16 protein-coding genes are annotated in these 16,420 nt (G+C 65.5%); 10 read left to right on the forward strand and 6 right to left on the reverse strand.

Annotated elements, in window-relative coordinates:
• Positions 1 to 3: 3 nt before the first annotated feature.
• A complete protein-coding gene (locus AC0WRY_RS16225; RefSeq protein ID WP_194407930.1) occupies positions 4 to 1,905 on the reverse strand; it encodes a peptidylprolyl isomerase in 1,902 nt (633 codons plus the stop codon).
• 223 nt (positions 1,906 to 2,128) lie between these two features.
• Here AC0WRY_RS16225 and tpiA point away from each other — a divergent pair, with 223 nt between their 5' ends.
• The 3 genes from tpiA (at position 2,129) to pyrG (ending at position 5,209) form a co-directional block, all read left to right on the forward strand.
• Positions 2,129 to 2,884, forward strand: coding sequence for a triose-phosphate isomerase (gene tpiA / locus AC0WRY_RS16230; RefSeq protein ID WP_491123395.1), 756 nt, complete (start codon positions 2,129 to 2,131; stop codon positions 2,882 to 2,884).
• Between the two features lie 139 nt (positions 2,885 to 3,023).
• Entirely contained in the window at positions 3,024 to 3,410 is a 387-nt protein-coding gene (gene secG, locus AC0WRY_RS16235) for a preprotein translocase subunit SecG (protein WP_028136194.1), read from the forward strand.
• 167 nt (positions 3,411 to 3,577) lie between these two features.
• Positions 3,578 to 5,209, forward strand: coding sequence for a CTP synthase (gene pyrG, locus AC0WRY_RS16240; RefSeq protein WP_194407932.1), 1,632 nt, complete (start codon positions 3,578 to 3,580; stop codon positions 5,207 to 5,209).
• Between the two features lie 4 nt (positions 5,210 to 5,213).
• On the opposite strand, the gene AC0WRY_RS16245 is transcribed toward pyrG, so the two are convergent.
• The 3 genes from AC0WRY_RS16245 to AC0WRY_RS16255 form a co-directional block, all read right to left on the reverse strand.
• Positions 5,214 to 5,876, reverse strand: a complete 663-nt coding sequence (locus AC0WRY_RS16245; RefSeq protein ID WP_194407933.1) for a class I SAM-dependent methyltransferase — start codon at positions 5,874 to 5,876, stop codon at positions 5,214 to 5,216.
• A gap of 107 nt (positions 5,877 to 5,983) precedes the next feature.
• Positions 5,984 to 7,360 carry a sensor histidine kinase gene (locus AC0WRY_RS16250; RefSeq protein ID WP_194408288.1) on the reverse strand — a complete coding sequence of 459 codons (1,377 nt, stop codon included), beginning with the start codon at positions 7,358 to 7,360 and terminating at the stop codon, positions 5,984 to 5,986.
• A 5-nt stretch (positions 7,361 to 7,365) separates the two neighbouring features.
• Complete coding sequence (locus AC0WRY_RS16255) at positions 7,366 to 8,040, reverse strand: response regulator (RefSeq protein ID WP_194407934.1); 675 nt, start codon at positions 8,038 to 8,040, stop codon at positions 7,366 to 7,368.
• Positions 8,041 to 8,225: 185 nt separating this feature from the next.
• Between AC0WRY_RS16255 and AC0WRY_RS16260 the strand changes: the two genes are divergently transcribed.
• The 4 genes from AC0WRY_RS16260 to AC0WRY_RS16275 all read left to right on the forward strand — a co-directional run bounded on the left by AC0WRY_RS16260 (position 8,226) and on the right by AC0WRY_RS16275 (position 11,028).
• Positions 8,226 to 8,552 carry an NIPSNAP family protein gene (locus AC0WRY_RS16260; protein WP_194407935.1) on the forward strand — a complete coding sequence of 109 codons (327 nt, stop codon included), beginning with the start codon at positions 8,226 to 8,228 and terminating at the stop codon, positions 8,550 to 8,552.
• Positions 8,553 to 8,677: 125 nt separating this feature from the next.
• Positions 8,678 to 9,526 carry a 3-deoxy-8-phosphooctulonate synthase gene (gene kdsA / locus AC0WRY_RS16265; protein WP_491123396.1) on the forward strand — a complete coding sequence of 283 codons (849 nt, stop codon included), beginning with the start codon at positions 8,678 to 8,680 and terminating at the stop codon, positions 9,524 to 9,526.
• On the forward strand, positions 9,526 to 10,734 hold the full coding sequence (locus AC0WRY_RS16270) for an MFS transporter (protein ID WP_194407937.1): 1,209 nt from the start codon (positions 9,526 to 9,528) through the stop codon (positions 10,732 to 10,734). Before kdsA ends, AC0WRY_RS16270 begins: the two co-directional genes overlap by 1 nt.
• 66 nt (positions 10,735 to 10,800) lie before the next feature.
• Positions 10,801 to 11,028, forward strand: a complete 228-nt coding sequence (locus AC0WRY_RS16275; RefSeq protein ID WP_194407938.1) for a hypothetical protein — start codon at positions 10,801 to 10,803, stop codon at positions 11,026 to 11,028.
• A gap of 45 nt (positions 11,029 to 11,073) precedes the next feature.
• Here AC0WRY_RS16275 and queF read toward each other — a convergent pair whose 3' ends face one another.
• The gene (gene queF / locus AC0WRY_RS16280) at positions 11,074 to 11,550 is read right to left on the reverse strand and encodes a preQ(1) synthase (RefSeq protein ID WP_194407939.1); all 477 of its coding nucleotides are present in this window, start codon (positions 11,548 to 11,550) and stop codon (positions 11,074 to 11,076) included.
• A gap of 52 nt (positions 11,551 to 11,602) precedes the next feature.
• Positions 11,603 to 12,580 carry a Vgb family protein gene (locus AC0WRY_RS16285; protein ID WP_491123397.1) on the reverse strand — a complete coding sequence of 326 codons (978 nt, stop codon included), beginning with the start codon at positions 12,578 to 12,580 and terminating at the stop codon, positions 11,603 to 11,605.
• Positions 12,581 to 12,754: 174 nt separating this feature from the next.
• Between AC0WRY_RS16285 and eno the strand changes: the two genes are divergently transcribed.
• The 3 genes from eno (at position 12,755) to AC0WRY_RS16300 (ending at position 16,330) form a co-directional block, all read left to right on the forward strand.
• A complete protein-coding gene (eno, locus tag AC0WRY_RS16290) occupies positions 12,755 to 14,038 on the forward strand; it encodes a phosphopyruvate hydratase (protein ID WP_194407941.1) in 1,284 nt (427 codons plus the stop codon).
• A 43-nt stretch (positions 14,039 to 14,081) separates the two neighbouring features.
• On the forward strand, positions 14,082 to 15,215 hold the full coding sequence (locus tag AC0WRY_RS16295; RefSeq protein ID WP_491123398.1) for a zinc-binding dehydrogenase: 1,134 nt from the start codon (positions 14,082 to 14,084) through the stop codon (positions 15,213 to 15,215).
• Between the two features lie 116 nt (positions 15,216 to 15,331).
• Positions 15,332 to 16,330, forward strand: a complete 999-nt coding sequence (locus AC0WRY_RS16300; protein ID WP_491123399.1) for an MBL fold metallo-hydrolase — start codon at positions 15,332 to 15,334, stop codon at positions 16,328 to 16,330.
• Positions 16,331 to 16,420 lie beyond the last annotated feature (90 nt).

Below are 16,420 nucleotides of genomic sequence, written 5' to 3' on the forward strand. Positions count from 1 at the left end.
AACTTACTGCTGGTTCGCGCCGGTCACCTGCGCGAAGGCGGCCTGATTAATGGTGGTCCCGATGTCGGTTTCAAGCTTGTTGACGTAGGAGGCGACCTGCTCCTCGGTCTGGGCGCGGTCGAGGCTCTCCTTCAGCTTCTTGACCGCGTCGGAGGCAACGTCGACCGCGGGATCGACGATGTCGGTGACGCGGAAGACGATGACCTCGGTGCCCCCGGTCACCGGCGTCTGTCCGACGCCATCCTTGGCGGCGCGGAAGGCGGCGGCGACGACCGCTGCAGGCACGCTGGCGGGCGTATCGTCGCGCTTGAAGCCGGTCGCGGTCTCGACCTTGGCGCCGATGGCGGAGGCTTCATCGGCGAGCTTGCCGCCCGCTTCGAGCTTCTGCACCATCTCGGTCGCCTTGGCCTTGAGCTTGGTCGCGATCTGGTCCTGGCGCCAGCGCGCCTCGACCTGGTCGCGGACCTCGTCGAGATTGCGGTCGCGGGAGGGCGTGATGGCGAGCACGTCGTACCAGACATAGCCGCCCTTGAACGAGATCGAGTCGTTGTCGACGCCGACATCGGTGTTGAAGGCCTGCGACACCACGTCGAGGCCCTGCGGGATGTTGGCGACCTGCTGGCCGTCCGGGGCGCGGCCGGAGCGGTCGACGGCATCGATGGTTACGGCGGTGAGGCCGAGCTTCTGCGCTGCGTCGATCACGCTGGCGCCGCCGCCACGCTCGTCTTCCATCTTGTCGCGGAGATCGTTGACCTTGACGCGCGCGCGCTCGGTCGCGATCTCGCGCTTGATGTCGCCGGCAAGCTTCGCATAGTCGGCCTCGGCACCCGGCTCGATCTTGTCGACCTTGACGATGGACGTGCCGAGCGCGCCCTGGATCGGCTGGCTGATCTCGCCGGCGGGAAGCGCGAAGGCGGCTTCGCCGACCACAGCATCCAGCGAGGATTTGGTGACGAGGCCAAGATCGACGTCGGAGGCGCTCAGTCCGCGCTCCTTGCCGAGGTCCTCGAACGACATGCCGCCCACAAGGCGCTCCCGGGCGGCCTGCGCTTCAGCTGCGTTGGGGAAGACGATCTGCTGGATCTGGCGCTTCTCCGGCGTGCCGAGCCGGTCCTTGCGCTGCTCGAACACCTTCTTGGCGTCCTCGTCCGAGACTTCGCTCCATTTTCCGATTTCCTCCGGCGAGACCACCACGAAGGAGATCTTGCGATATTCGGGCGCGCGGAACTGGACCTTGTGATCCTCGAAATAGGCCGCGAGCGCCTCGGGCGAAGGCGCGTCGATCTGGCCTGCCTGGGCAGCGTCGAGCCTGACGAATTCAATGGCGCGCTGCTCGTTCTGGAAGCGCGTCAGCGCGTCGATCATGGCCTTCGGCGGCTCGAGGCCGGCCCCGATCGTGCCGGTGATCTGCCGGCGCAGCGACACCTTGCGCTGCTCGGCGACGTAGCGCTGCTCGGTATAGCCGAAATTGCGGATCATGGCCTGGAAGCGGTTCGCATCGAAATTGCCGCCGACGCCCTTGAAGTTGGGGTCGTTCATGATGACTTGGCGGATCTGGTCATCGGACTGACCAAGCCCGAGCCGGCGCGCCTCCTCGTCGAGGGCCGCTTCCGCGATGGTCTGCTGCAGCACCTGGCGGTCGAGGCCGAAGGCGCGGGCCTGGTCCGGCGTCAGCGGACGGCCGAACTGGCGGCTGATCTGCTGCAGGCGGTCGGTATAGATCTGGCGGAACTCGTTCAGCGAAATCTCGGTGCGGCCGATCTTGGCCACCGTGGACTGCCCGAAGCCCTTGAAGATATCGGCGATGCCCCAAATGCCGAAACTGATGATCAACACGCCCATCACCACGGCCATAATGGTCTTGCCGAGCCAGTTTGATGAGGCCTTGCGCATTCCTCGAAGCATTTGGTCCAACTTGTCTGAGCAGGAGGGGAACGGGAGCGCGTCTTAATGCAGATTCCGCAAAAGCGCGTCACCAAATTGATCAATCATCATAAAGTGGCGGCTTTCCCCCCGCAACCTCAGGCCCAGTGACCGCTGGAGACTGCGGTTAAAGGCCTCTGGTCTCTGGAACTGCCGCGGCAGCTCTGCTAGCGCATGCGCAAACCTCATTTTGCTGGAAGTTGACATGACCGACGCCATCCGCCCCCTGATCGCCGGCAATTGGAAAATGAACGGCCTGAAGGCCCAGGCTGCCGAGTTCGACGCCATGCTCACCGGCGCGGCAGATGTGGCCGCAAAAGCCGATCTGCTGGTCTGCCCGCCGGTCACCCTGATCGCAGCCTTTGCCGAGAAGGCGCGTGGTAAGACGGTCGCGGTCGGGGCCCAGGATTGCCATCCCAAGGTCTCCGGAGCCCATACCGGCGATGTCTCTGCCGAAATGCTGGTGGATGCCGGGGCCGGCGCCATCATTGTCGGCCATTCCGAGCGCCGCGCCGACCATGGCGAGGGCGATGGCCTGATCCGCCAGAAGGCGGAAGCGGCCTGGCGCGCCGGCGCGACCGCGATCGTCTGCATCGGCGAGACGCAGGGCCAGCGCGACGCCGGCCAGACCCTGGACATTCTGCGCGGGCAGCTCGCTGGCTCGCTTCCCGATGGCTCGACCGCCGCGAATCTCATCGTAGCCTATGAGCCGGTCTGGGCGATCGGCACCGGCCTCACCCCCACGTCCCAGGATGTCGAGCAGATTCATGGGTTTATCCGGGAACTCCTGACCGCCAAGTTCAAGGCCGAGGGTAGCCGGATGCGCATTCTCTACGGCGGCTCGGTCAAGCCCTCGAACGCGGCCGAATTGATGGCCGTGAAGAACGTCAACGGGGCACTGGTCGGCGGCGCCAGCCTGAAGGCGGCCGATTTCCTTGCGATTGCCAAGGGCTGCCCCTAACTCATTCAAACCGTTGGTTCGGAGCCGATCGGGGGTGGCAATGCCCCCTCCGATCGTGTAACACCGCGCAACTTCAGGAAAACCCGCGAAGCGCGATCGGCCGCCGTCAGGCGCCGCCCGCTTGTGACGGAAGGGCACTATGCAGACCGTTGTCATCGTCATTCACCTCATGATCGTCGCCGTCATGATCGGCGCCGTCCTGCTCCAGAAGTCGGAAGGCGGCGGCCTCGGCATGGGGGGCGGCGCGGGCTTCATGTCGAGCCGGGGCACCGCGAACCTGTTGACGCGGACCACCGCGATCCTCGCCGCGGGCTTCTTCCTCACGAGCATGTTCCTGTCCTGGCACGCCGGCTACAGCCGCGCGCCGTCGTCGATCATCGGCACGCCGGCGTCGCAGGGCCAACCGGCCGGCGGCTCGCCAATCGCGCCGCCGACCTCGGGCGGCATCCTGGATTCGCTCAAGAAGGCCGACGAGCAGCAGCAGGCGCCGGCTCCGACCGGTCCGCAGGTGCCGCGTTCGCAATAAAGCAGGGGGGCCATGCAGGGCGATAGCTACCGTCCTGCATCAACAATCCCCATCAAGGCACTGTCACCACTCTTAGTTTTGGCTCACCCACAGGCCCGCAGAATCTTTTGGGGCGGAATACGAATCGCTTTGGCGAATCGAATTCGAGGGATTAGAGGTTAAGTCCCATGGCGCGGTACATATTCATCACCGGCGGCGTGGTTTCTTCGCTCGGCAAGGGTCTGGCTTCAGCGGCACTCGGTGCGCTGTTGCAAGCCCGGGGCTACAAGGTCCGCCTCCGCAAGCTCGACCCCTATCTCAATCTCGATCCTGGAACGATGTCGCCGTATCAGCACGGCGAAGTGTTCGTGACCGATGACGGCGCGGAGACCGATCTCGATCTCGGTCACTACGAGCGCTTCACCGGGCGGCCTGCGACCAAGGCCGACAACATCACCACGGGACGCATCTACCAGGACATCATCACCAAGGAGCGCCGCGGCGATTATCTCGGTGCGACCATCCAGGTGGTTCCGCACGTCACCAACGCCATCAAGGAATTCGTCCTCGATGGCAATGACGACTACGATTTCGTCCTCGTCGAGATCGGCGGCACCGTCGGTGACATCGAGGGCCTGCCGTTCTTCGAGGCGATCCGCCAGCTCAAGAACGAGCTGCCGCGCGATCACGCCGTCTACATCCATCTGACGCTGCTGCCCTTTATCCCGAGCGCAGGCGAGTTGAAGACCAAGCCGACGCAGCATTCGGTGAAGGAATTGCGTTCGATCGGCATTCAGCCTGATATCCTGCTCTGCCGTACCGACCGCGAGATCCCGAAGGAGGAGCGCCGTAAGCTCGGCCTGTTCTGTAACGTGCGCGAAAGTGCCGTGATCGAGGCGCGCGACGTCGACAACATCTACGCGGTGCCTGAGGCCTATCACAATGCAGGTCTCGACGACGAAGTGCTCGCCGCCTTCGGCATCGGCTCGCGGATTCCGCCGGAGCTGCGCAGCTGGCAACAGATCAACGAGCGCGTGCGCAATCCCGAGGGCAACGTCACCATCGCGATCGTCGGCAAATATACCGGCATGAAGGATGCGTATAAGTCGCTGATCGAGGCGCTCTCGCATGGCGGCATCGCCAACAAGGTGAAGGTCAATCTCGACTGGATCGAGAGCGAGATCTTCGAGAAGGAAGATCCCGCGCCGTTCCTCGAGCACGTCAACGGCATCCTCGTTCCCGGTGGATTCGGCCAGCGTGGCGCCGAGGGCAAGATCAAGGCGGCGCAGTTCGCGCGCGAGCGCGACGTGCCGTATTTCGGCATCTGCTTCGGCATGCAGATGGCGGTGATCGAGGCCGCGCGAAACCTCGTCGGCATCGAGGACGCCAACTCCACCGAGTTCGGCCCGACCAAGGAGCCCCTGGTCGGCCTGATGACGGAATGGCTGCGCGGCAACGAGCTCGAGAAGCGCTCGCAAGCCGGCGATCTCGGCGGCACGATGCGCCTCGGCGCCTATCCCGCCGCGCTCAATCGCGGCAGCCGCGTCTCCCAGGTCTATGGCGGCGCCACCGAGATCTCCGAGCGTCACCGTCATCGCTACGAGGTCAACACAGCCTACAAGGATCGCCTCGAGCAGCATGGCTTGAAATTCTCAGGCCTGTCGCCCGACGGCGTGCTGCCTGAAATCGTCGAGTACGAGGATCACCCTTGGTTCATCGGCGTCCAGTTCCACCCTGAACTGAAGTCGCGCCCCTTCGAGCCGCATCCGCTGTTCGCCTCGTTCATCGAGGCGGCGGCGAAGCAGAGCCGGCTGGTTTAACAGCTCAGCGCGCGGCGGAGTCCTCGCGCGCATGATGCATCGGCGTCAACGCGACCCGCGCTGATGGTTCGGGCGCAAGCGATCCAGTGATCAGCTTCATCTGCGGCCGCCGCGTCAGCCTGTAGACCGCGGCGGGCGGCACGTTCAGCAGGGCGCGGTCCACCAGCTTTGCGCGCAGGCCGAGCCGGTCGAGCACCGGCCGCGGCACCGGGCAGCTCATGCCGTAGGTGAACTGGTAGAAGGCGCCGCCGGGACGGACATAGCTGAACGCGCCGCTGAGGATCGAGATCACCTTGCGCCTGCTCATGTTCAGCAGCGGCAGGCCGCTCACGACCGCACCGACGGGGGCGCCCTCATAGAGGCGCTCGGTCGCGAGTCGGCCTGCGTCCATCCACAGCACGCGCGAGCCGGGAAAGCGCATCTGCAGGACTTTCATGAAGTCGGAGCCGTATTCGATCAGCGTGAGGTCCTGCGGCCGCACGCCGCGTTTGAGCAGCTTGTAGGTGAACGCGCCGGTGCCGGGACCGAGCTCGAGGATCGGTCCCGTCGTTGCACTGATCTCGCGCGTGATGAGATCAGCAAGCGCCGCACCCGATGGTGCGATCGCGCCGACCCGCCGCGGGGACGACATCCAGGACAGGAAGAACGAAAGAAAATCGTTGGGCATGCGCACTCCGGGATCTTGCTTTGCACCTCAATGGAGGTGCGGCGCATGCAGTGTCGCGGGAGCGCATTGCGACAGCATTGCGCTGTCGGACGCGAATACCAATTGAATCAGCTCTGCCGGACCGGCGGCAGCGTCATCCGGAAGCAGGCGCCGCCGTCTGCTCCGTCCGCGACTGAGACGTGGCCGCCATGCAGCTGGACGATCTCGCGCACCATGTTGAGACCGAGGCCGGCACCGCGATCGAGCGGCGTCAGCCGATAGAACGGCTCGAAGATCTGCTCGCGCTGATCGGCGGGAATACCGGCGCCTTGATCCGTGACTTCGATGCTCGCGGGCTTGCTGACGCGAATCCCGATCGTGCCGCGGCGCGGGCCGTGCTGGATCGCATTCTGCACGAGATTGGTCAGCGCACGCTCCAGCGCGGCCGCATCGCCGATCGTTTCGACGGGTGTCGCCGGCGCATCGAGCGCCAGCTCGTAGCCGGCCGCGATCGCCAGCGGCGCGAGGTCGGCGGCAACACTTTGTGCGACCGCGACGAGGTTGATGCGCGCGAAGGGATGGCTGCAGCGGTCGAGCCGCTGGATGTCGAGCAATTGCTCGGCAAGCGTCGCCAGCCGCGCGGTATCCTCCAGCAGGCGTGTCTTGTCCGGCCCCGGGGCCAGTGACTCCAGGCGCGTGTTCAGGATTGCGATGGGCGTGCGCAGCTCGTGCGCGGCGTCGGCGACGAAGCGCTTGTGGCGTGCATAGCCCTGGTCGAGCCGCGCCAGCGCGTCGTTGATCGCGGTCACCAGCGGCACGACCTCGAGCGGGATGCGCTCCAGCGGAAGCCGCGCGCCGCGCTGGTGGATGTCGATGCGCCGGGCCTCGTTCGCCGCGGAATCGAGGCCCCTGAACGCGCGTCGCACGATCATCGGCGTCGCGATGAACGTCGCCGTTCCCATCAGCAGCAGGCCGGGCAGGGCGATGCCGAGAAACGCGAGCGAGGTCATGACCAGCGCTTTCGCACCCGTCAGCCGCCCTTGCGTTGCCGTGATAACCTGCACATTGCCGGCATCGGTGTCGACCCGCTTCAGCCGCGCCGCGGGCTTGTGGGGGTCGTCCTCGAACAGCTGCCAGCCGAGCCGGGCCTGGCTGATCTGGTCGAGGCCGTTGCCGATCGCGGCGAATTCCGCCGGCACGGTGCCTTCACTGAGGACGCGGCCCTGCCGGTCGCGCACCAGGAACCAGAGGTCGGGCGTCTCGCTGCGCAATTGCTGCAGCTCGGCCGTCGGCCGCAACGCCAGTCCGCCTTGCGGCTCGCGCGTGAGCGCGCGCTGGACGACATCGATAACGCGGTCCTCATCGCGCTCGGCGAGCACGAAGCCGGAGGCGCAAAGCCCGGCGAGGACGATGGCAAGCAGCGCGACCAGGATCGCGGCCTGGAGCGACAGCAGGCGCCAGCTCAGCCGCGAGCGCAGGCAATAAGGATCGTCGCGGAGGCTGATCGTGCTCATGGCAGCCTCTTCAGGAGATAGCCGACGCCGCGGATGCCGTGGATCTCGATCCCGGCGTCGGCGTCCGCAAGCTTCCGCCTGAGACGCGAGACATGCGTGTCGAGAGCGTTCGACTGGATCTCGTCGTCAAAATTGTAAACCGCCTCTTCCAGCGCCGAGCGCAGCACGGTCCGGCCGATGCGGCGGACCAGTTTTTCGAGCACCAGCAGCTCGCGGCGGGGCAGCTCGAACGGGGTGCCGTCGATGCTGGCCTCGCGATGACTGAGGTCGAAGGCAAGCCGGCCGGCATGAATGATTTCGGGAGAGAGCCCCGCCGGCCGCCGCAGCACGGCGCGCAGCCGCGCCAGCAACTCCTCGACCGCAAACGGTTTTGCCAGATAATCGTCGGCGCCGCCGTCGAGTCCGGCGATGCGATCGGCGAGTTCGCCGCGCGCAGTCAGGACAATGATCGGCACACCCTCGGCGCGCGCGCGGAGTTTTGGGATCAAAGCGAGGCCGTCGCCGTCGGGAAGCTGGCGGTCGAGCAGGACGGCGGCATGGACGTCGGCCGAAATGGCTTCCTCCGCCTCGGCCAGCGTCCGGGCATGATCCACCACCATGTCGTAGCGCTTCAGCGCTGATGCTAGCGCGCAGGCCATTTCCGCTTCATCCTCGACCAGCAAAATCCGCATCTGACAGGCACCTGAACCGCAACTGAGCCTTTCTAGCGGCCCGATCATTGCGGCAGCATTGCGGGATCCGGCAGTGGCTCGAGCTCAAGCCATGCGCAGAGCGCCATATGGGGCGGCCGGGCGGGCTCAAGACACCGTCGGGCCCGGCCGCTATAACCGCCGGACCTGATCAGGGAGGAACATGAATGATCTACGAAATGCGCGTCTATCGCTGCGTGCCCGGCCGCCTGCCGGCGCTGCTGAAGCGGTTCGAGACCGCTACGCTGAAGATCTGGGAGAAGCACGGAATCAAGCAGGCCGGCTTCTTCACGACCGTGATCGGTGAATCCAACCAGGAGCTGACCTATTTCCTGGCCTGGGAGTCGCTCGCCGAGCGCGAGAAGAAGTGGGGCGCGTTCATGACCGATCCCGACTGGATGAAGGCGCGAGCCGAGAGCGAAGCCGACGGCCAGATCGTCGGCAACATCGTTAGTCAACTGCTGATGCCGACCGCGTTCTCCTCGGTCAAGTAACCGCGGTCCTGCAAGGGGGCGCGCCGGGCCCCCCGGCGCAACCCTGATATTCTGACCGTCCGGGCCGAATAGGGTTGATCCGACCCTCATCGCGGCTATGGTCGCGCCGAAACGAGGGATTTGCATTGAGCTCTTCGCATTCAGCGGCGCCGGTCGTCACCATTGGCAGCGTCAAATTCGGCAATGATCTGCCGATCTCGATCATTGCCGGACCCTGCCAGCTCGAAAGCCGTCAGCACGCGCTGGAGGTCGCTTCCGCGCTGAAGGAGATCGCGGCGCGGCTGAACATCGGCCTCGTCTACAAGACCTCGTTCGACAAGGCCAACCGCACCAGCGCGTCGGCGGCGCGCGGGCTCGGCCTGTCGCAGTCGCTGCCGATCTTCGCCGAGATCCGCTCCTCGCTCGGCCTGCCTGTCCTGACCGACGTGCACGAGGCCACGCAATGCGCCGAGGTGGCGCAGGCCGTGGACATCCTGCAGATCCCGGCCTTCCTGTGCCGGCAGACCGATCTGCTGCTGGCGGCTGCCGCGACGGGCAAGGTCGTCAACGTCAAGAAGGGCCAGTTCCTGGCGCCCTGGGACATGGCGAATGTCGTCACCAAGATCACCAGTGCTGACAATCCCAACGTGCTCGTCACCGAGCGCGGGGTGTCGTTCGGCTACAACACGCTGGTCTCCGACATGCGCGCGCTGCCGATCCTGGCGCGCACCACCGGCGCGCCCGTGATCTTCGACGCCACCCATTCGGTGCAGCAGCCGGGCGGGAAGGGGACTTCGTCGGGCGGCGAGCGCGAATTCGTGCCGGTGCTGGCGCGCGCCGCCGTCGCGGTCGGCGTCGCCGGCGTCTTCATCGAGACCCATCCCGATCCTGATCGCGCCCCCTCCGACGGGCCCAACATGGTGCCGCTGCGCGAGTTCGAGGCATTGATCGCGAGATTGATGGCGTTCGACGCGCTGGCAAAGAACCCGCGCTGATGCAGAAGAGCGAGGCGCGGCCGCACGATCACGGTCTGCCGACGGCGCTCTACGTCATCTCAGGAGCAAGCTTTGCCGCAGCGCTGTCGGCGCGCGCGCTCGATCCGGTGCTGCCGCACGTCGCCGAGGATTTCGGCGTCAGCATCGCGACGGCCGCCGGCTTTGCCGCGGTGTTCGCCTTCACCTTCTCGATCATCCAGCCCATCGTCGGCGCTGCCGCTGATCTGTTCGGCAAGACGCGGTTGATGATCGGCTGCCTCGCGCTGCTCGGCCTCGCCAACATCCTGGGCGCGCTCTCGTCCTCATTCTCGGTTCTGTTCGCGACCCGCATCCTCGCCGGCATCGGCTCGGGCGGCGTGTTTCCGGTGGCGCTCAGCCTCACCAGCGATCTGGTCGGGCCCGAGAAACGCCAGGTCGCGATCAGCCGCACGCTGGCCGGCGCCATGACGGGCAATCTGCTCGGCGCCTCGGCCTCCGGCCTGATCGGCGATCTGCTCGGCTGGCGCGGCGTGCTCGCAGTGCTCGGCGCGCTCGTCATCGTGGCCTCGATCGCGGTCGCCGCCGGCTTTCGCGGCGCCAAGGTCCAGCATCCGCCGAAGACGAGCCTGTCGGCACTGAAGGCCGGCTATCGCACCATCTTCACCAATCCGAACGCCTATGTCTGCTATTCGGCGGTGTTCATCGAAGGCTGCTGCGTGCTCGGCCTGTTTCCCTACATCGCCTCGTTCCTGTTCGAGCTCGGCCAGACCTCGCTCTCGATCGCCGGCATGGTCATCGCGGGCTTTGCGGTCGGCGGCCTGTTCTACACGCTGACGGTGTCGCGCCTGCTGCCCTGGCTCGGCGTCAAGGGCATGATGATCGCGGGCATGACGCTGGTGGCCTCGCAGCTCATTGCCGTCGCCTTCGGCCCGCGCTGGGAAGTGCAGGCGCTGAATCTCATCGTGATGGGATGGGGCTTCTACATCGCCCACGGCTGTCTGCAGGTCTTCGCCAGCGAGCTCTCGGTCGAAGCGCGCGCCACCGCGCTGTCGCTGCATTCGTTCTTCTTCTTCATGGGGCAGACCGTCGGACCGCTCGCCTACGGCTTCGGGCTCCAGCATGCCGGCAAGATGCCGACCCTGTTTGCCAGCGCCGCGGTCATGGTGGTGCTGGGCGTCGTCTGTGCCCGGTTGCTCAAGCAGCGTGCGCCGTCTGATGCGCGGGTCTGACGAAAGTCGCTCGGGAACCCTGCAACTAAATCGGACGGACTGACCTTCAGCGTGCTACAGCCGGGAATGACAAAGTTTGTAATCGCCGCGCTGCTCGCCATGCTGCATGCCTTGGCTCCGGTCGCCGCGCAGGCGTCTGAAGCACAGCCCAAGCCGCCCGTGACCGATCGCGAGCAGGTGCAAGCCGACCGCGCGAAAGCTGCTGCCGAGGAAAAGAACGCGCCGACCACGCGTCCATGGGACAGAGATGCCAACGGCAAACGTCCCTGGGAAAGGTCATCCGTGACCAAGTAGCGCGTCGCGTGTGAGCATATCCACGCGCGTCTGTTCGCGTTGTTCTCAGCCTCGTCCGCGATAGGGCGCGACGCCTTGCTCCGGCACCCACAGGCCCTTGGGCACGCGGCCGGTCTGCCAGAACACGTCGATCGGAATGCCGCCGCGCGGATACCAATAGCCGCCGATGCGCAGCCATTTCGGTTTGATCTCGCTGGCGATGCGCTTGCCGATCATCACGGTGCAGTCCTCGTGGAAGGCGCCATGGTTGCGGAAGCTCGCGATGTAGAGTTTTAGCGATTTCGACTCCAGCAGCCACGGGCCGGGCGCATAGTCGATCATCAGATGCGCGAAATCCGGCTGGCCCGTGACCGGGCAGAGCGAGGTGAATTCCGGCACGGTGAAGCGGACGAGATAATCGGTGCCGGCTTGCGGATTGGGCACGCGGTCGAGCTGGGCGTCTTCCGGTGTGTGCGGCCACTCGACCGCGCGGCCGAGCTGTAGGGATTTCTTCGCCGATGTCTTCGCCGATGTCTTGGCCATTGTGTCGTCACATCCTGTTTCGATGCCGGGATGGACGCAAATGCCGCTGTCGTCAACCGCTCGCGATGGTCTGGATCATGACGATCCGGTCGTTGCCGGACTCGCAGCCCCAGAGCTCGCCCGGCCGGCCGTCGAGCTGGCGCACATTGGCATTGGCCTTGTCGCTGGCGAACACGTTGAACGTCTCTGTCGCAGGATCGAAGCGCACGATGGCGTTCGCGGAGAAGTCGGTCAGCCAGACCTTGTCCTTGTCGTCGACATAGACCGCGTAGGGGCGGGGACGATTGCCGGGGAGCTTCCACGTCTTCCACGACGCATCGGCGGGATCGTGCACCGAGACGTGGCCACTATTCCACTCGCTGACCCAGATCCGGCTCTTCGAATCCGACCATACCCGCCGCGAGCCCTGGTCCGGCGTCGGCGGCTCGACAACGCTGGCGCTGCCCGTCGCCAGATCGATCTTGGCGATATGGCTGCCGGCGAGCGAGGCGTACCAGACATCGCCTTGCGGAGTGACAGTGATGCCGTAGGGACCGACGCCTTTGGGTGCCTTGAACACATTCACCTCGCCCGATCTCGGCGCGAGGCGGCCGTAATAGCCGGACTGGCCGGTGAACCAGTAGGTGCCTTGCTTGTCGAACACGCCGGTGTTGAGATTGGCGGCAGCGAACTTCTCGGGCAGGCGGAACAGGGTGACCTTGAGATCGGAAGGATCGACCCGTGCGATCGCGTTCTGGCCGCCCTCGGTAATCCAGGGCGCGCCATCCGGGCCGATGGTCACGCCATGGGGAGCCGCGCCCTGACCGAGGCTGACCGTCTTGAAACCGCCATCCCGGGGATCGAGCCTGCCGAGCAGGCCCTTGCCCTGTGCGGTGAACCAGACCGAACCGTCAGGGGCGGGCGCCAGATCGTGCAGGCCGATGCCGGCGCTGACCGGGAAGTATTTTGTCCGGAACGGGCCTTCCTGGGCAAAAGATGGGCGGGCCGCCAACAGGGCGGCGCTCGATGCAAGAAACTGGCGTCGATTCATGGCGTTACCCCGGCTGCTTGAGATTGAGGTTGGACGCGCAGATCAGTCGGGTTCAAGCTTAGCCCTGGCCGCTTCGCGCGTCAGGCGAAGCCCGCCGTCCAAGCGTTCACATTTGCTTGCGGCCCGTGTAAGACCCGCGGCACCGATCAGCCCTAACGAACGGAAGTGCACATCATGACCGCCATTATCGACATCATCGGCCGCGAAATCCTCGATAGCCGGGGCAATCCCACCGTCGAGGTCGATGTCGTGCTGGAAGATGGCGCGCTCGGCCGCGCTGCCGTGCCCTCCGGCGCATCGACGGGTGCCCATGAGGCGGTGGAACTGCGCGACGGCGACAAGGCCCGCTATCTCGGCAAGGGCGTCACCAAGGCCGTCGGCGCCGTCAACGGCGAGATCTTCGAGGCCTTGAGCGGCCTCGATGTCGAGCAGCAGGCCCAGATCGACCAGATCATGATCGACCTCGACGGCACCGCGAACAAGAGCCGGCTGGGCGCCAACGCCATCCTCGGCGTCTCGCTCGCCTGCGCCAAGGCGGCCGCGAACTCGCTCGACATGCCGCTCTACCGTTACGTCGGCGGCACCTCGGCGCGACTGCTGCCGGTGCCGATGATGAACATCATCAATGGCGGCGTGCATGCCGACAACCCGATCGACTTCCAGGAATTCATGATCCTCCCCGTCGGCGCCTCGTCCTTTGCCGAGGGCCTGCGCTACGGCGCGGAAGTCTTCCACACGCTGAAGTCGGAGCTCAAGAAGGCCGGCCACAACACCAATGTCGGCGACGAGGGCGGATTTGCCCCGAACCTGCCGTCGGCCGACGCCGCGCTGGAGTTTGTCATGAACGCGATCGGCAAGGCCGGCTTCAAGGCGGGAAGCGACATCGTGCTCGGCCTCGACTGCGCCTCGACCGAGTTCTTCAAGGGCGGTAAGTACGTCTATGAGGGCGAGGGCAAGACCCGCTCGATCTCCGAGCAGGCCAAGTACCTCGGCGACCTCGTCTCGCGCTATCCGATCGTCACGATCGAGGACGGCATGTCGGAAGACGACATGGACGGCTGGAAGGAGCTCACCGACCTCATCGGCAAGAAGTGCCAGCTGGTCGGCGACGACCTCTTCGTCACCAACGTCAAGCGCCTCGCCGACGGCATCAAGACCGGCCGCGCCAACTCGATCCTGATCAAGGTCAACCAGATCGGCACGCTGACCGAGACGCTCGCCGCCGTCGAGATGGCGCACAAGGCCGGCTACACCTCGGTGATGTCGCACCGCTCGGGCGAGACCGAGGATTCCACCATCGCCGACCTCGCGGTTGCCACGAACTGCGGTCAAATCAAGACCGGCTCCCTTGCACGTTCCGATCGCACCGCCAAATACAACCAGCTCCTGCGCATCGAGCAGCAGCTCGGCAAGCAGGCGCTCTACGGCGGCAAGGCGGCATTGAAGGCGCTGGCATAAGCCAGCGTCACCGCGCGAAGAACAAGGACAGGGGAGGATCGACATGAGCGACGGCAAGACCGGACTGCAACTGCGTTCGCTGCTGAAGAAGAGCGGCGAGCTGGAATTGTCCCTCGTGAATGTCCCCACGCCGGAGCCGGCCGACGACGAGGTCGTGGTTCGCGTCGAGGCGACGCCGATCAACCCCTCCGACCTCGGGCTGCTGATCGGGCCGGCCGACATGTCGGCCGCGAAGGCCTCCGGCACCAAGGAGATGCCGGTCATCACCGCGACGATGCCGGAGGCGGCGATGCGGATGATGGGAGCCCGGCTCGATCAGTCGCTGCCGGTCGGCAACGAGGGCGCCGGCACGGTGATCGGGGCCGGATCGTCGGACGCGGCGAAAGCGCTGATGGGCAAGACCGTGTCGATGATCGGCGGCGCGATGTACACGCAATACCGCGTGCTGAAGGTCCGCGACGTCATGGAGCTGCCGGCGGGCACCACGGCCGCCGACGGCGCGTCCTGGTTCGTCAATCCGTTGACCGCGCTCGGCATGACCGAGACGATGCGGCGGGAGAACCACAAGGCGCTGGTGCACACCGCGGCGGCGTCCAATCTCGGCCAGATGCTCAACAAGATCTGCATCAAGGACGGCATCGGGCTCGTCAACGTCGTCAGGAGCAAGGAGCAGGCCGACATCCTGCACAAGATCGGCGCCAAGCACGTCGTGGATTCCAGCGCGCCCAGCTTCACGGACGATCTCACCAATGCGCTGGTCGAGACCGGCGCCACGATTGCCTTCGACGCGATCGGCGGTGGCAAGCTGGCGAGCCAGATCCTGACCGCCATGGAAGTTGCGGCCAACAAGACCGCGAAGGAATACAGCCGCTACGGCTCCAACGTGTACAAGCAGGTCTATATCTACGGCAGCCTGGACAATCGGCCGACCGAATTGAGCCGGTCGTTCGGCCTGACCTGGGGCGTCGGCGGCTGGCTGCTCACGCCGTTCCTCCAGAAGATCGGTCCGGCCGAGATCGGCCGCCTGCGCCAGCGCGTCGCGTCCGAGCTCAAGACCACCTTCGCCAGCCACTACACCAAGGTGGTGTCGCTGACCGAGGTGCTCGATCCCGCCAACATCGCGGTGTACGCCAAACGCGCCACCGGCGAAAAATTCCTCATCAACCCAAATAAATAATCGTGATCTGCGACGGCAGGTCACCGCAAGAAGGTCTTGCCTTCTGAGCCCAGCGGCGGATTATTCCGCCGCTATCGAATGCGGAAAACCGCAAGGGCTCAGAAGGGGACATTTCCATGACCGATCTCAATCGCCGTCATCTGCTCGCTGGCGCAGCCGCCCTCGGGGCGGCTGCTGCGACCGGGCTTGGACCGACCACCGCCAAGGCCGCAGTGCCGCCAGCCGGGACGCAGGCGCCGGGCTTCTATCGCTACAAGGTCGGCGCTTTCGAGTGCACCTCGATCAATGACGGTGCGCGCACCTTCCCGATGCCGGACAAGTTCGTCGCCAATCTGTCGAAGGACGAAGCGCTGGCGGCGGGCGAGGCGGCCTACATGCCGAAGGGCATGGTCACGGTGCCGTTCAACCCGCAACTCGTCAACACCGGCTCCAAGCTGGTCCTGATCGACACCGGCAACGGCATTGCGAATTTCGAGGCGAGCAAGGGCGCGGTCGGCCGCACGCTGCAAAATCTCCAGGCCGCCGGCGTCGATCCGAAGAACATCGACGTGGTGCTGCTCTCGCATCTGCACCCCGATCACACCAACGGCATCCGCCTCGCTGACGGCGCGCTCGCATTTCCCAATGCGGAGATCATGGTGCCGGGCAAGGACTGGGAGTTCTGGACCAGCGAGGAGAACGCCGGCAAGGCCGAGTCCAATCCGATGATGAAGAACTACTTCGCCAACGTGAAGAAGACCTTCGCTGGCCTCGAGTCCAAGGTCACAAAGTACGAATGGGGCAAGGAGGTCGCGCCGGGCATCACCTCGATCGCAACCCCGGGCCACACGCCGGGCCACACCTCGTTCGCGGTTGCCTCGGGCGATGCGAAGGTGCTGATCCAGTCCGACGTCACCAACATCCCGGAATTCTTCCTGCGCAATCCCGACTGGCACGTGATGTTCGATGCCGACGCCGCGCTGGCGCAGGAGACGCGCCACAAGTTCTACGACATGGCGGCCGCGGAGAAGGCGACCGTGATCGGCTTCCACTTCACGTTCCCGTCGGTCGGCCATGTCGAGAAGGACGGCGCGAAGTATCGCCTGATCCCGTCGGCGTGGAATCCGACGATCTGAGTGACTTCAAGGTCCGCGCGAATGTCAGGCCGCCCCAGGGCGGCCTGATTGTTTTGGTTCGTAGCCCGGAATACGCTTCGCTCCATCCGG

The sequence above is a fragment of the Bradyrhizobium sp. T-12 genome (assembly GCF_058314695.1).

Excerpts from the sequence above, each read along its gene's own strand:
- eno (WP_194407941.1), top strand. The coding sequence starts at position 12,755 with ATGACCGCCATTATCGACATCATCGGCCGCGAAATCCTCGATAGCCGG.
- AC0WRY_RS16275 (WP_194407938.1), top strand. The coding sequence starts at position 10,801 with ATGACAAAGTTTGTAATCGCCGCGCTGCTCGCCATGCTGCATGCCTTG.
- AC0WRY_RS16295 (WP_491123398.1), top strand. The coding sequence starts at position 14,082 with ATGAGCGACGGCAAGACCGGACTGCAACTGCGTTCGCTGCTGAAGAAG.
- AC0WRY_RS16285 (WP_491123397.1), bottom strand. The coding sequence starts at position 12,580 with ATGAATCGACGCCAGTTTCTTGCATCGAGCGCCGCCCTGTTGGCGGCC.
- AC0WRY_RS16270 (WP_194407937.1), top strand. The coding sequence starts at position 9,526 with ATGCAGAAGAGCGAGGCGCGGCCGCACGATCACGGTCTGCCGACGGCG.
- queF (WP_194407939.1), bottom strand. The coding sequence starts at position 11,550 with ATGGCCAAGACATCGGCGAAGACATCGGCGAAGAAATCCCTACAGCTC.
- AC0WRY_RS16300 (WP_491123399.1), top strand. The coding sequence starts at position 15,332 with ATGACCGATCTCAATCGCCGTCATCTGCTCGCTGGCGCAGCCGCCCTC.
- AC0WRY_RS16260 (WP_194407935.1), top strand. The coding sequence starts at position 8,226 with ATGATCTACGAAATGCGCGTCTATCGCTGCGTGCCCGGCCGCCTGCCG.
- secG (WP_028136194.1), top strand. The coding sequence starts at position 3,024 with ATGCAGACCGTTGTCATCGTCATTCACCTCATGATCGTCGCCGTCATG.
- pyrG (WP_194407932.1), top strand. The coding sequence starts at position 3,578 with ATGGCGCGGTACATATTCATCACCGGCGGCGTGGTTTCTTCGCTCGGC.
- tpiA (WP_491123395.1), top strand. The coding sequence starts at position 2,129 with ATGACCGACGCCATCCGCCCCCTGATCGCCGGCAATTGGAAAATGAAC.
- AC0WRY_RS16245 (WP_194407933.1), bottom strand. The coding sequence starts at position 5,876 with ATGCCCAACGATTTTCTTTCGTTCTTCCTGTCCTGGATGTCGTCCCCG.
- AC0WRY_RS16225 (WP_194407930.1), bottom strand. The coding sequence starts at position 1,905 with ATGCTTCGAGGAATGCGCAAGGCCTCATCAAACTGGCTCGGCAAGACC.
- AC0WRY_RS16255 (WP_194407934.1), bottom strand. The coding sequence starts at position 8,040 with ATGCGGATTTTGCTGGTCGAGGATGAAGCGGAAATGGCCTGCGCGCTA.